This is a genomic window from Acinetobacter sp. Ac_3412, from assembly GCF_013072675.1.
Taxonomy (GTDB): Bacteria; Pseudomonadota; Gammaproteobacteria; order Pseudomonadales; family Moraxellaceae; genus Acinetobacter; species Acinetobacter higginsii.
In genome coordinates, this window is the sequence record NZ_LXUJ01000009.1 from 348,385 (window position 1) to 366,001 (window position 17,617).

The 17,617-nt window shown below is 40.1% G+C and carries 1 protein-coding gene (cut by a window edge); it reads left to right on the top strand.

The features are described 5' to 3' along the window. Positions 1-17,597: the end of an Ig-like domain-containing protein gene (locus A7P54_RS10020; protein WP_171549466.1), read on the top strand. It extends 20,518 nt beyond the left edge of the window; 17,597 of the gene's 38,115 nt are visible here — the last part of the coding sequence; the start codon falls outside the window, past its left edge; its stop codon occupies positions 17,595-17,597. Positions 17,598-17,617 lie beyond the last annotated feature (20 nt).

Genomic DNA, 17,617 nt, shown 5'->3' on the forward strand with positions numbered 1-17,617 from the left:
GGCAAAAGCAACTGGTGCAAGCAAAAGGTGAGTTGCTGTTTATTGGAAAGGCGGGTGTTCAATATGAATTCTTGGCAGTGGCAACGGATATTGCTGGAAATCAAGAGGTCGCTAAAGTAACCAATTCAGTTTTACCGGATGATGGTTCTAGACAGCAATTATTGACAGAAATGGGCAGCAATGAATCTCTGCAACAAACAACACAAATCCCTCAAGCTACGCCAGATCGAAGTTATTTAAACAACGCTATTTTTGTCGAAGCGCAAAAAGGTTTAACGGGTCAAATTGATAAAAATCAAAATACCGATTTAAACTCAATTTTATCGCCGTTTAGTCTCAACGCTTTTGCGAGTGGTTTCAATGCGAGTCAGGGTGAGGTCGGTGCAATGGCAATGGTTGAACTGCCAGACCACCGCATCCTCGTGAGTGCAGGTCAATATCGTAATCAACTCTTTATTTATGCAACAGACGGCGGCACACAACAAAAACCACTTTATACCTTTGATCAGCCGATTATGGATATGGCGATCGATTCAAAAGGGCAATTATGGGTGTTGACGGGCCAAGAGCTTTGGTTACTGGATTACTCGACTGGTCAGATTATTGAGCGTATTAAAGGTCCTGCGAATGAGCCATTAACCCATGCTTTAGCTGTTGAGCCAGAAACAGATCGACTCTATGTTTCATCTGGAAATGGGATTGAGATTTTTGATCTTCATGCACCAGTAGGACAGCAATGGACGCACTTCTCTAATGCCTTGGTCTCTGATTTAAGTTTTGCACCAGATGGCCGCTTATGGGCTGTACGTTGGACAAGCTCGAATATTCTTTCTCATATTGGTAAGACCGATATCATGAGTCTACCGCTGACAGGTAAAACTAAAGGGCGGGCTGAGATTGAATACACGCTCAATGGTTTAATTGATAGTTTGGTGTTTGGACAAAAGGGCACCGCATTTGAAGGCTTATTATTTGCTTCTGCCAATAACAGTCAACAATTCATCAGTAGTAGTAAATCACTGCTCAAGCAAGACAATGCTGCTGTTTGGATGATCAGCTTAGCCAAACGTCAGGCTATTCAACTGGCGCAAGGTGGTTCACGCGGCGAGTCCATTATTATCACTCATGATCAGCGAATTTTGGTGGCACAAACCAATCGTATTGACGAGATTGCACTGATTAAAGCACCAACGGTGATTGCCAGCTCAATTCAGGATGGAGCATATTTACCTCTTCCGTTGAGTCATGCAACTTTAAGCTTTGATCAGGCGATGTGGTTGGGCAACAATGGAAATGATAGTACAGATGTTGCGAGTGTATTGAATCCAGCGAACTATCGTATTGTCGGAATGGGTAAAAATATCAATCAAGTTCTGCTGCCTGAATCAGTGCAATGGGATAAAGCAACCAACAGCGTGACATTGACTTTACCAAATATTGCAGCAGGTCAATGGCGACTTGAGGTCTCATCGAACCTACAAAGTGCGAAACAGACTCGTCTTGAGGGTGTCTATACCGCAGCATTTACGACAGTTACCGATTACAGCGCATTTGTTCACATTGAATTTGAAAAAACGCGTGCCGATCGTCTCAATGGTACGGTCAGTTATGATGTGAAACTAACCAATATTGGTCAGGATAGTATCCAAGGCCCATTATTATTGTTGCTTGATCCGGGTCACTACTTTAATGGTGGCATTGTTTCGGCAACACAAGGCCAAGGACTACAGAGTGAATTGTGGTTATTGGATATTAGTGGTTATTTACAAGCACATGGCGGCAGTTTAAAAGCTGGTGAAAGTTTAACCGGTATCACGGTCTCTGTGGTGAAAGCAGAAGACTTAACCGTGTCTAAAGATGCTGCACGTTTATTAAAATTTGATTTAGCACATCAGATTTATGCACTTCCTTATGATAATCAACCGCCAGTGGTTCACTTTGATGAGACGAAGCTTAAGGCTAAAGTGAATGAAAGCTGGACTTTAGATTTAACCGCGATTGATCAAGATGGTAATCAGTTCTATTGGAGCATTGTTGAAGCACCTCAAGGTGTCAGTATTGATGCAACCACAACAGGGCAACCTTCTGATCAAGGGTATCAAGCACATGCGCAACTTCGTTGGACAGCAACAACTCAAGATCGAGTGGATAGTGAGATCTTATTGAAAGTTGTCGACAGTCGAGGGGGCGTTGCGCTTAAACGTCTCAAGCTTCAGGTTGATGGGGCAAATCATGTCCCTGTTATTGCTGCAATCAGAGATATTGTTTTAACAGAAGGTCAAAGCCTGAGCCAACAATTGTTAGCTACGGATGAAGACAGCGATCGTTTGAGCATGACGGTACGTAATTTACCAGCGGGTGCTGAATTCGACGTTGCAACTGGGAAGTTGACATGGACACCTGCGTTTGACCAAGCGGGTTATTATGAAAATGTTGAGTTGATCGTTTCAGATGCCAAGCATGAAAGTCGTTACCAGTTTAATATTACGGTCAAGCAAGGATATGAAAAACCTGTGCTCTTGCCTGTGGCTGCACAGCAATTACGTGAAGGTGAACGTTTTAGTTTACAACTGGCAGGTAATCTACCTCATGGGCTGATGCAGTATTCTGGACAGGAAATCAAACTAAGCTATAGTGCTGAGTGGTTACCAAGTGGTGCTATTCTGAACAAAGAAACCGGATGGTTAGAATGGACCCCAGGTTATGCTCAGGCGGGTAACTATGAGATCCCAATTCGTTTAGTGGCAACTTATACCCCAACTAATGGGGGCATTCCTGTACGGACTGTTGCAACTCAAACACTTACATTGGTGGTAAACAATGCCAATGCTGCGCCACAGTTCGAATCTAGCTCGACATGGACGGTATTGGAGGGGGCAAGTCTCCGTTTAAGTGTTTTTGCATTTGACCCAGATAACCCAGGCTTTGAACCCGCGTTTAAATCACACCCTCAAAGCCAGGCTGTTCAGATGTCTGATGTGCCTGCCTCGGTCACATATCAAGTGACAGGTTTACCTGAAGGTGCGACATTTGATCCTGAAACCTTGGAAATTTACTGGAATCCGACCTATCAACAGGCGGGTATTTATAAGGTGAAGGTCATTGCGACAGATGATGGCAATGGAACAGGTCAAGCACTGTCGACAGAGCGTACCTTTAGCATTAATGTGCTCAATGCAAACCGTACTCCAGAGATCGCTGCACTTGAAAGTGTAATTGTGGATAAAGGTGCTGTCATTGAGATTCCTGTCTCTGCAACGGATAAAGACGGTAATCCAATTGAATTACAAATTGAAGGCTTACCAAACTTTGCAACCTATACCCAAGTCCAGTCTGGTAGTCATGTTAAAGGGGTGATTCGTTTTGCACCTCAAGCCGGTCATCGTGGTGATTACACTATTACCGTAACCGCAAAAGACAATGGCGATGGTGATATCAATCAAGTTCAGATTGAGCGTAAGAGTTTTGTTGTGACGGTAAGAAGTTACAGCGAAGCACCTAGCCTCAGTGTGCCGACACGAAATGTCGCCGTGGTTGGGCAACAAATTCGTATTCCAGTCGCAGTAATTGATTTAGATCAAGATACCTTGAATTATATCGTGCAGGGTCTACCTGCAGGTGCTCAACTTCTGCAAAGTACCACTTATGGTTATGCTGAAATTGTTTGGACTCCAACTGCGAGCCAAATTGGCCAATATGATTTAAGTGTCCAAGTTTCTGATCAGGGCTTACCACCTAAAGATTTAGGCTATGCCGTGCCTGAAGGCTTTGTTGCTGTACCGAATGTAGTAGCACAGGATATTCGTATTGTCGTGCGTGCAAACAATCTTGCACCGGAGTTACTTGATGTTCAGGTACAACAAGGTGGTAGCGTAGAACAGCAAGCTGATCAAATTATTCTGAAGGCCCAAGAAGGTCAGCAGTTGACATGGACGATGACGGTCAAGGATGCAGACTTAGATCAATTGTATTGGTCCTTTAGTGCCTTACCTCGAGGGGTCAATGTTACAACGCAAGCACTAGGGAATGGTCAAAGCCAGCTTGTATTTAAGTGGTTGCCATCCATGTTTGCTGCACAAAGCAGTTTAGGGACAACGCAATTAGGTCAATATAACTTTAGTGTTCGCGTGACGGATGGGAGTGCGCAGCTCAATCGTAATATTCAAATCCAAGTTGCCAATGTGAATCAACAGCCTGTATTTACCAGCGTACCATTACAACTGGTATATGAAGGTGAAACCCTTTCATTTAATTTATTGGCCCAAGATGGCGATAATGATGCGTTACGTTATCAGTTAGTACATGATGCGAATACACCAGCGGGCATCTATGTCGATGCAACCACAGGCTATGTTGAATGGACACCTGTACAAGACACGGTAAATAATGCTTTAAGCGATCAGAAAGCGTTTGATCTTACTTTTATGGTGAGCGATGGTCAGCTTTCAGTACTTAAAACGGTTCAAGTCCGTGTATTGGATATTAATAAAGCACCTACCATTCAGAGCAGTAATCGAACACTATTGGTCGGCCAAGCGTTCCAATTAGATGTGCTGAAAGCTGCTCAAAATAGCCTAAGCGACAAACGTAATATCTATGTTTCAGATGTAGATGGTACAGTACAAACTCAAGCGCTTACGGTCAGTTTTGAACAGTTACCGCAAGGTGCTTACTACGATGCGACTTCAGGGCGTTTGTCATGGACACCAAGTGCGGGTCAAGTTGGAAAATTTGTATTCTATGCACGTATTTCAGATGGTTATGATACGGTCCGCCAAGCAATAACCTTCAATGTTGTTGCAGAGCAAAAAGCTTATCAACCTGACCTACATATCGAAACGACACCAGCCATTCCTGTTGTTGCAGGACAAATTGTGACAGCAACGGTAAGAGCAGATAGCTTCAGTGCCATTGCGAATACTGTGATTGAAGTACGTGGTAGTGCATTAGGTACGGATCTATGGCAGGCAGTCACTTTAGATTCGACCGGTCGTATTAAACTGACTGGACAGCAACCAGGATTGATTGAAATTCGGGCGACAACTATTGATATTGATGGATTTAGTCAGCAACGAACTGAAACAATCCGAGTCAAAGATCCATCGGATAACGTCGCGCCTGTTTTAACATGGCAAGGCCAGCTGAGTGGTGCTGCAATCACTACAGCACCGATTGTGATTGAAAGCACGACTGAGCTGATGGCGTTTATCAAAGAACAGCAGTTGATGGGCTATAAGCTAGAAATAGCGCGTAACAGCACTGGGACATTACAATGGCAGAGCCTACAAGAGATTGCACTTAAAGCAGTACAAACTAATCAAAACCTTAATATTTTTGCTTTAAATCCGGCATTATTTGCGAATGGCGTCTATCAGTTACGTTTGACAGCGTGGGACCTCGTTGGTCGTGTTGAAGAGCTTTATGCCAATATTGAAATTAGCAGCAGTGCAAAACAATTGAATCAAGCCAGTCATGTGGATGCAACGTTACAGCTTGGGTCACAAACACTTGATTTAGTTCGTTCAATTACAACAGACGTACAGGGTGATTTCTCTAACTGGAGCAGTGCATTATTTGATACTCAGTTGACACATAATCAACGGTTGACCAATAGTGTGGGCGGCGTTGCAGCATGGCAAACTGGAGCAAAAGTCTGGCTGCAAATTCCTCAGGCAATGACAGGTGCCCATGCAATACAAACGCAATATCTAAGCTTTAACTTGAATTTACAGACCCAATATGTAAATGGGGCAAGTACTGGTATTCGTCAACTCACCCCACAATTTAGTAATGACCAAGGCTGGCGTTTAACCGCACATACAGCATTTGACTTACATACAGATACGCTTGTTCAACAAGGACAAAGCTTATATAACGAAACGACAGGACTCGCATGGGCACCAAGCTATTTCAGCTTAACTGCGCCAAATGGTACGCGCTATGTACTGGATCAAACTGGCAAAGTATTGTCTGTCACATTCACCAATGGTGAGCAATGGTTGGTGAGCCAAAACAATATCGTATTGGTCGGTGGTCAAAGCTCACAAAGTATTGAGTTTAAACGTGACAGCCAAGGGCGTGTCAGCCAAGTGATTGGTCTAGATGCGCAAGCGAAGGCGATCAGCTTAGTCTATAAATACAATCAATCGAATCAGCTGGAATTGGTGCGTAACCTGATTACAGGTGAAGTGGTTCAACGCTATAGTTACTCATCTACAGGTGAAGTCCGTCTGGAAAAAGCCACAGCTTATTTGGGCGCAAGTGTAGATTGGCTCAACCAAAATCAATCTTTACCGCAATGGCAGGGTGAGTTGACCAGTCAAACACAGTATTTTGACTTTGCGATTCGTGAGTCAGAATTGGCATCTACCATTAAAGCAATGGGTGCTACTGGTGCTGTGTTAGTGGCAATAGAAACACAAGGTAATGTTCAAGACATTGGTGTTGCAGATACAAACATTGTGTCGCAACAGCGACATGGTGATCGTACCATTACCTTGGTTCGAATCACTTCGGCAGGCTTTAAGCAGTTGGCTGTAAAAGGAACAGGTTCAGTTGCGGTTCGTTTATCTACAGTAGGTGATTTAAATCGTGATGGCTATGTCGATGGCTTAGATAGTGCGTTGTGGCAACAAGCACAAGCAGGACAACAGCAATTTGATTTAAATGGTGATGGCGTTGTCAATAATACCGATTTACAAGTTCTCTATGCCAACTATGGTTGGAAATCAAACCAAGCCCCAGTCAATGTGGTCGAACAGGGCAAACAAGCTTTAAAAACGCATACAGATTTATCGGTGAGCGGTGCATTGGAGCAGATTGCAGTTGATCGTGAGGGTGATACGGTTTATTGGAATATTTTAGGTAATACACATGGTATTGCTCAACTTTCACCAAATGGTAAGAATCTTAGCTTTAAACCAGAAGCAGGCTTCTCAGGTTATGCGACAGTAACGCTACAAGCAGATGATGGTTATAGCAAAGGTCAGCCAATTGAACTGAAAATCTATGTGAGTGATGCCAAGTTAGTTTTAATTCATGTCGAACGTTTGGCGGCATTGGCGTTGGGTAATGGTGCAACCTTACAAGTCAAAGGTGACTTTGAAGATGAAAGTGGCGTTATCTTAACGGCTGATTATTTGCAGTTTGTCAGTGATAACCCGAATGTGCTCATTGTAGATGCGCAAGGTAATATCACGACCAAGAAAGCTGGTATCGCAACAATTCATGTATCTGCTCGTGGTATTGAAGGGGTGAATGTTATCTCTGTTGATACTAAACCATATACTCCTTATCGTGATGAGGATGGGTTTGAGGTCGATGTTTATCCTAGAGCGATTAACTTACCTCTTTCAGCAACTCGACAAATTAAAGTACATGATTTAGATGGCAAATATATTTCTCAAGCGATATCGGGAATTAAATATTATCTTAGTGATAGCAGTATTGCTGAAATAAGTGTCGATGGTTTACTGATTCCGAAAAAAATTGGCATGACGAAAGTCACGATTATTTATCAGAACATGCAAACAGATATTCTGCTAAATGTACAAAAAGAACAAATTGGTCCGATTAATGTGTCAAATAAAGAGGGTGGCATTACATCAGATACCTCTGGCAATATTTTAATGGTGGCATCAGATTCATTACCTGAAGGGACAAAAGTATCTATTGAAACAATTGCTTTAAATAGTATTAGTTTACCTCTACCAGCAAAGGACTTTCTTGCAGGATTAGCTGCTTTTGAAATTGATTTATCAGGTCAGACGGCAACTAAACCACTACAATTAGCTATTAATGTGGGCGAAATTTATACTGACCCTAAAACAGGCAATGTTGAGCAATTGGCGGAAGGTACAGAAGTATTATTTTGGAGAAAAGGTACATTTATTGATGAAAAAGGTATCGAACAAGAAACATGGTGGTTACTTGATAATGGATATGTTGATGCCAATGGAGTCGCTCGTACAGCCAGTCCACCATTTGGAGGAGTTTCAGTTTCAGGAATGGTCGTAGTTACGACTGGTGTAAAAAATGTTGATAAGAAAACTGGGGCAATGACGATTGTTCAGTCAACCACAGATTATTCTTTCTTATATAGTATGATGGCTAATGCTGTAATGAGTATAGGAAGTGGTGGGCTATTAAGTTTAGCAATAGATTCTGTTTTCACATTATATAATAGCTTTTCTGTCGTAACTTATACGCTTGCTGGTAGTTATAGTAAAGAAGTTTTGGTTAATAAAGATGATGGTGGAATAACTACAGCAAAAATTGATGTTCCAAAAAATACTAATGTAGAAGAGCCTAGAATTACTGGATATTCATTCAATTCAAATACGAATGAATTAACAGTTGATGTTCAAAATATATCGAGTACATTCGATTTGAATATTTGGCTAGTACCTCAAGGAGACCAACTAAGCCAACCAAAAGATAAAGCTGAGCATGGACTTATATGGAAATCCTATAAGGCTAATTGGAAAGGAGGAAACACGTACTCTATAGTATTGGATGATGGTATTGCTCTTGGTCTACACAATATTTATCTTGAGAAAAAACTATATACCTATAATGATAATGGAGTCCGTATAGCTAGTAATTACTCTGAGTATTCAGATTTTATTAGCTTACAAGTTTCCCCACCAAAAGTTTCAATAGCACTTAGTAATCAAGATATTATTATTACTGAGCAAGGGAAACAAACTACGGATTTTGGTATTAAGCGAGTAGTCAATGTAGATGAAAAAGGTAATGCATTATTTTTATATTTACCAACTAATAAAACAGATCCAATTGCTTACAATGAATCTGGAACATTAGCATTTATTGCAGGTAGACATTCAGTTTATGTTTTGGATATGGTTTCATATAAAATCATAGACACAATAGAAGTAAAGAGCTCTGGGGAGTATATTTCAGCACTCTTATACAATGATGGGTGGTTATATGTAAGTAGCTACGGTCCATCACCTCTTATTCGTATTAATGCCGATGAATTATCAACTGAATTTCTTTCTGTACAGCAGACTTTAGATATTGCTAGTTCTGCTGTAACTGGTTTTGGAGATATGGCGATTAGCCATGGACGTTATTTAGCCGTAATTGCCTCAGTTTCTAGTCGTGGAGTATTAGGTGGGATTGGTGGGGCTGTTTATTGGACGAGAGATCCGGTAGGCGATGTATATATTATTGATTTAAATAAGATAAACTACCAAGGTGAATTTACTGATAATAATGTTGTAGATGTTATTAATGCTAGTGATTTAGGGAATATTGGGCAACGTCCTATGCGTATTTCTGAAGGTTTATATGCTGGCGAATTTATAATGACTAGCTTGAGAGATCTAAATCGTGGGGTTAGTACAATTAAAGTTGGTTTAGATAATAAAGGTAACTTTACACAGACATCTACACATAAACAAATTAAGTTAAGACCAACTTATACTTATGCAGACTATAATCCTATGGCAAGGACGAATAGGCAGGAAATTCAGAACTCTTCAGATGTAGTCTTAGTTAATTATAATAATATGCTTTATGCCTTAGTTGCTGACTACAACTTTTGGTTTAATGATGCATCTGTGACTGAAGATGGTATGTGGGGAGTTAATAAGAGAATAGGGGGTAAGATTGGTGTTATTCAAGACCCATTTGGATATTATGGTGAGCCTACGTTTATTGGTTCAACTATACCAATAATTGGGGCAACAATTGAAACATTAACTGTTACAGATGATGGTTTATTACAAGCCAGTGTTTGGATGGATGAGATGGGTGGTCCTGATGATGGTTATTATTCAAGAATGTTTAGAAGTATTTTTGTTTGGGGTATCAAAGATATACTAGACTCAGCTGATAAATTTATTGATTCTGGGAAAGTTGGTACTCAAAAACCAATTAATGCTGCATTACCATCTAGATATGATGACTTGGTTGGGCAGAATATTTTTAATAATGCAGTGAAAACAATACAAAGTTATTCACACGAGCATAAGTCTATATTTGATTTAGATGGCTACCTATTATCAGAACCAGAGACTGAATTACCACCAGAATCTACACCACCTACAACGGATTCAGGGGATTATAGTCAACTGGATATTAAATCAATGGGTGTGGCTGGAAACTCTTTAGTTAGAGAATATGCTAAAAATCTATATATTTCATCTATGATTCAAGCAGAACTAGTTAAGATTTTATATGGCTCTTCGACACCAGAATTAGAAAAAGTGGATGTTGCGAAGAAGCTATTCTTATCGACATTTGCTGATACACAAACTGGAGACTTTGCACTGTCTTCAACTAATACTGAGTTATTTGGTGTGTTTAGCCAACTGATTAATATGTCCATTCAAGAAATAGAAATTACACTTAGACTTTCTATTTTAGGTGAGCATTTACTCAATAAAGATATGAAATGGATGTTGGATCAGCTAAATATTACTATGCCAACACCTACGATTCTGATCGAGGCTTTAAATGGATCAATAACATTAGAAAATTTAACTAACTTGTTAAATGGCGAAGATGTTGAAATCCAGATAACCGATAATGCGATGTCATTAAAAGGGGCTGGGCAAATATTGGTTCTTATTGTGAGTTTAGTTAAAGGTGTACCACCAAACACAGTATATATGGCATCTAAGGCAGAAGCTGCTGTAGTGACTACTGTTGTGAGGGGTACGCTTCGAACTGCTGTCCAAATGACAAAAGAGGTTGTACCTAAATTACTTAAGCAAAGTTTGCAACAGTCAAAAAATTTAGCAAATACAGCAGCAAAAGCCGCAGGAAAAAATGTTTCTAAGGTGATTAAAGAGCAAAGCCAAATTACGAAGACACAAAAAAGTGTAGCCACTGCAATTAGAGATACTATTGCGAAGAACTCTAAGACAATCAAACAAGTAACTGCAGCAGCGGCTGTTGCGTCTGTTTCTTCAATCATTTCACAGTCTAGTAGTATTAGTAATCCTGGTTCAGGTACATCAAGTGGTTCGAAGGATGATAAGGAGCAAAAACGTAAGAAAACAGATTCTTATTTTGTTGGCGGTACTTCTGTTTTAACAGATGAAACTTATGAAATTTTCAAAGAGGTATTATCACAACAGCAAGATGGGATTAGTTATAACTCAGCTAAGCAGCAAGAATTACTGAAAAAATATGTACAAGAGTTGATTGATGAAAAGATACTATTTGCTGGTTGGAGTAATCTGATCGAAGCTAAAGTTGTAACTCTGTCACAAACGGGACAGAACAATAGTGCTAAGAAAGGTTATGCTCAAATTGCGATAGAATTATATTTACCTATGAGTCCGACTGATACTGAAAATGATGGATTAGTTGTAGAAAGTAATATATTGACCTCGTCGAAAGCGAAATGGAAAACTATCCAGATCAATACTCGAGATTTAACTTATTTGTATAATCATTATATTTTACAAAAGGAGTTAAAGAGTAAAGATTATTACTATACTTATGATTCAGGTGCCTTAGAAAACAAAGATAAAGTTATGGCAGGTTTTACCATTAACGTGAGATCTGAAGATAATAAAGTTGCATTTGATGCAATGTGGGGAGACACTATTGAAATTGATCTGAATTTAAATGCTTTAAAAAATAAGACCTTATTTGCTTCTGTGCTTCAGCATGAAATAACTGAAATCAGTCAATTATATATGAAAGCTGCAAAGTTAAAGTCAAATGCTGCTGCTTTGAAAATGATATTAACTGATAAATACTATGATGAGCATGAAACGGCTAAGCGAGCCAGTGATGAATTACTTGCTGAGATGCTCAAAGTAAGTTTTGATGATGGTCCAATATTACATCGTTATGAAAATGATGAAACTTCTCCTTATGGTGAATCCAAATGGATGGGTAATATACATGAGGAAGCTGTAAAAAATCACATAGAAAATACGCATAATATTTCTGATAATGAGTATTTTGGGCAGGTCAATTACCAGCTTTATGTTAAGAAAGGAATAGATGCGAAAGGCAAAGATATTTATGAAGCAAAAGAGTATGAGTTTATAGATCCTAAAACGGGAACAACTTATACACAAGCAGTTCGCGGTTATTTCGATGGTCTCTATTTCGATTTTGAAAATATGGTACTGCAAATTGTTGAGGCAAAATCTTCCTTACAACAGTATATGCACGATGCCATAAAGGATGGAGTAAATAGCCTAGATACTGAGCTTTCAGACAATCTTTATAATGAGATTAAGAAGGCAATTGGATACCAACCTAACCAAAAATACCTCTATAGAGATATCTTAAAGCAAGATAATTCGAATGAGGAAATTGTAATTCGTATATTTAATGATAAATTAATTGAATTGCTTCAAAGAATACAAGATGAACAAGGTTTGGACATCCTTACTCTAGGTACGGATGGAGGCTATTATCTCAAAAAACAAGGTAATGTACAGGCAAATAGTGGTTCAGTTGGTGTTAACCAAACTCTGGAACTCTATTTACGTTATTATGAAAAAACAGGTTCTTCTGATAATGCTGAACAGAATATCAAAACGGCCAAAGCCTACGATAAATATTATATTGTAAACAGCACCAACTATACGCAGTTTGCAGATGGCTCAGTGAAGCGTGATAAGAGTCAAACTCAAGCCATGCAAGTTGATGTAGCTACAGAAATTGAACAGCAATATCAGGTTGATCATTTATCAATACAACGGCTGCTCGAAGCAGCGCAGCAATACTGGATTAATTTAGGTGTTGATGCTCAGTTATTTGAACATATTAGTTTGAGTGTTCAAAACATTAATATTGGCGGCACTATTGCTTATGTGGAAAATGGCAATCATATCGTTTTATCACCAAATGCAGCGGGTTATGGCTGGTTTATCGATGAAACTCCATTTGAACATAATGAATTCACCATGAACTCAATATTAAGCTATGGAATTGCCAAAGGAAGTGGTTTATCTACACAGATTGATTTACTCACTGTACTTATCCATGAATTGGGGCATACGATAGGTTTGACTGATACATTTATTAGTCAAGATTTGATGGGTGGATTTATACAACAAGGAATACGTTTATTACCAACTCAACAAAATTTACAAGGCTGGCAACCACGAGTAGCAACCAATCCTCAAGAAAATGATGGTTCTATACATTATTTTGTTGTTGGTACTTTGCATGTTAACCCAAAAACGGCCCCTATATGGAATGCTCAGAATCTACATATTCAAGAGATGTTCCAAAATGCCAATACAGGATTATCTGGTTGGAAGGTATTGGGCGAAATACTGCAAAATCAGGATGAAATTACTTTAAATGAGACAAAACAGCAGCATAGTAGCTTATCCCAAGCCTTTAAACTTGGGGCACAAGATCGAGTCCTTACATTTACGGTAAAAGATCAGCATCTAACAGACTATAACAATAGTCCAGATGATGCATTTGAGGTTGCGCTGCTCGATGCAAAAACAGGTGAAGCACTATTTAAAGTGAATGACCTGAGTCAATCAGATGCACTCTTTAACCTGCAAGCCAATGGTCAAAACTATTTGGCACAAGGAATTGAGCGAGTTATCAACAGTGATGGTAGCCAAACATTCTTTATCAACCTTGACCAAGCTTTAGTTGGCAGAGAAGTTCTATTATCTTTTGATTTACTTGGTTTTGGGGCAGCAGATAGTTCAGTCACGCTTAGCAATATCCGTTTAGTTGCTGAAGCATTGGCAATGAATGATCACTACCAGTTTGATGAAGATACAATCCTCACGGGCAATGTGTTGGATAATGACTTACTGATTGGTAAATCAATTGAAAACGTGGTACTCGTGACTGCACCGCAACATGGTGAGCTGGTCTTGCTTGCCAATGGTGAATTTAGCTATGTACCGCATGCCAACTATTTTGGTGTGGATCAATTTAGCTACTACTTTGTCACTGTCGATGGGCAGCAGTCTAAAGTTGCGACTGTACAATTTGATATCAACCCAGTAAATGATGCACCGATTTTTAGCCAACAACCAAATTGGGAAATTATTGCAGGTGAACCACTGGTCTTAGATTTTGATAGCTACGTTAAAGATGTCGAAAGCAATCCAGTTACAGTGCAAATCACTCAACAGCCACAATACGGCACAATTAGCTACGATGCTGTGACAGGTCATTATGTCTATTTGGTTGATAAGGATTTTGTTGGTGATGATACATTTACAGTTGTACTCAACGATGGTACAGATTCTTCCCAACCTTATACCTTTAGTATTCATGTTTTGGCATCAAATACGGCACCTGTATTAAATACACAAGATATAGAGATCGATGAAGATCAAGCGGTGATCTTTGATCCATTGGCAAGTGCTTATGATGCAGATGGTGATGTGCTTGGCGCGCATATAACGCTACAGCCGCTATATGGACGTTTAGAACAATTGGCGGATGGGCGTTATCAATACGTACCAAATGCCAATTACTTTGGTACAGACAGCTTTAGCTACTATGTCACAGATGGAAAACTGGATTCACAAGCGGTTAGCGTGACGATTCATATCAAAGCTGTGAATGATGCTCCGATGCTACAAGCACAAATGCTGATCACAGACGAAGATACAGCGGTCTTCATTGATTTACTGGCGACAGCACAGGATATAGAAGGCGATGAATTAAATGCCGTAATTGTGACGGAACCTGTCCATGGACAACTGGTACGATTGACGGATGGACGTTATCAATATGTGCCACATGCAAATTATTACGGTACGGATAGCTTTAGTTATTATGTGACTGATCATGCGCTAAACTCGCAGGTTGTAATCGTATCGATTACTGTAAATGCAGTAAATGATGCACCGACATTGTTTGCACAACAGATAGTGACGAATGAAGATAGTGCGGTAACGATAGATCTTCTTTCAACAGCTCAAGATGTGGAGCATGATGTCTTAACGCCTGTACTAGTTTCACAACCTCTCAATGGTCAGTTGAAACCATTAGCAAATGGACAATATCAATATGTACCGAATGCCAACTACTTTGGTGCAGACAGCTTTAGTTACTATGTAACGGATGGTGAGCTTAAATCTCAGACGGTTGTGGTTGCTATTACGGTTAACTCTGTAAATGATGCCCCAACTGCAAACGCTCAAACTGTTCAAGGTTTAGAAGATCAAGTCCTGATTTTAAAATGGTCTGATTTTGCTGTGCTCGATACAGATGGCGATGTCTTAAGCATAGAAATTAGCGCTCTCCCTCAAACTGGTTTATTACAACAGTTTATCCATGACCAGTGGGAGTTAGTGAGTGTAGGCACACGTTTCAATCAAGCCGATTTTAATGCTGGGCATATTCGTTTTGTGCCAAGTTTGAATGAGGCCAGTGATCGTGCAATAGCAGGTATTGGTAATCAAAAAGCAATTTATGCACAAGTTGGTTATAAAGCTTTTGATGGACGGCTTTATAGTGCGATGACCTGGTTGAATATTGAAATTGAGGCTGTTGCAGATCAACCGATTCTAAATATTGGTTCGACTACTAATCAAGAAATTCTGTTCCAGACCAGTTGGGAAACCGCAGCAAACCCAGACCTGACTTCAACCCTGATCGAACAGAATATGTTTGAGGGTTGGACATTACTTAAAGGATTGGATTGCAACCTGTTTGGTACAGATGGTTTTGAAATCTGGGGCAATGGCGACCGCATGGAGAATGCCTATGGCCAGCTTAAAACAGTTCAAGCAAAAGCTGGTAATGGTAATAACTGGTTAGAGCTCAATGATGCAGGCTTGTTCCAAGCTCAAACCTTGGGGATTGCGCGTAATGTACAAACTGAATTCGGGCGTAGTTATAATCTCAGTTTCGATTATGCAGGGCGTTTAGGCTTTAGCGAATGCTTTACCCAAATTGGTATTTATGTTGATGGTAAACGTATTGCGACTTATGCCAATACCAGTCCGAATGATCAGCTGAATTGGCAAAATATCCAATTTAGTTTTGTGGGTACGGGTAAACTGCAAAATATCCAAATTCGTATTGATGCACCATTGACACATTTAAGTGGACGAGGTGCGATGATTGATAACATTGTACTTTCGACCAATAAGCCACTGAATCGAGGCAAAGAAGATTTAGCAATGCAACTGTCTAGTATATCGGCTCAGTTGCAGGACAAAGATGGTTCAGAACAGCTTAAACTTGCGCTTGCAGGCATGCCATTAGGCAGTAAGTTAACTGATGGTTCACACCAGTTTGTGGTGACAGATCAGCATACGGTTGCTGACATCAGCACTTGGAATCTCAACACACTACAGTTCACACCACCTAAAGACTTTAGTGGTGAACTGAAGTTACAAGTGGTGGCAAGCAGTATTGAAAAATCTAATGCAAGTGTTGCTTCAGCGATTCATGAGTTAACGGTATATATCGAAGCTGTTGCAGATGCGCCAAGTTTAGAAACACATCAATCGCAAAATTCTTTAACGAGTCGTGAGATTTTCCATACTGAATGGGGAGGTGTTTATAATGCCATTCTCAATAAAAACCCGTCAGTGGTGTATGGCTGGAGTTTAGATGGTTGGACGACTCAAAAAGACCAGTTACTTAAACTCGATGCTTTTGAAGTATGGCACTCTGGCGATCAAATGAAGAATGCTGCGAATCAAAATATAAGCCTACAAGGCACAGGTTCAAATGCATGGATTCGTTTGAATGATGGCAAGGATACGCTGTATCAGCAAACCGCGATTGAACGTCAGATAAATACGGTCAACGGGACGACTTATACCTTAAGCTTTAATATGGCAGGCTTGTTAAGCCAAACTGCAAATATGGGGCGTGTCGGGGTATATGTCGACGGACAACAGATCGCTGTGTTTGACGCAGCGAGTGGACAAACCGCATTGAACTGGCAGGACTATCAAATTAGCTTTGCGGGTAATGGATGTGACCGAACTATCCGTTTGCAGCTTGAAGGAAATCTGAGTGGTCGTAGTGCCTTTATCAACGATATTCGTTTAGTTGAAACCTATACTTCAACTGCGAGCCAAGTCTATGCTGTTGTCGGTCAGACCACGTATTTACCAATCATTGCAGCACGTAGTAATGATCTCGATGGTTCGGAGCGAATGAAATTAGAATTGACAGGCTTTAGTCAAGGTACGATTGTGACAGATGGAACAAACTACATCACGATTAATTCAACTCAGCAGTGGATTGATATTAGTACATGGGATTGGGCGCAGTTACGCTTTGCAAGTAGCCGTAATCAAGATATGGCAATTCAAGTAAGAGCCACGGCAATCGAACAGAGTAACCAGCATAGTGCGAGTAGTCTCAAGACGATTGCAGTGAAAATGTTGGATGGACAAGCGTGCATCAACCCTTGGCGATTGGTCAACGGTTTTGTATCGACATGGGTGAACCATATCGCATCGATTCCTTTGACGGTGAAAGCACAGTGGGCTTGTTCAATTCCATTGCTTTCAACTCAGTTAGAGTTGAGCATCTTACCAAAAGACGAAGATGAGGATCTGATTCTACTCCGTCAGGAAGAACAATCAGATGCATGGTTGAAATCTTTGGAACAAACTGCACAACAGAACTGGAAACAGTTGTTTTAACAAATAGCAAAATAGGGGGG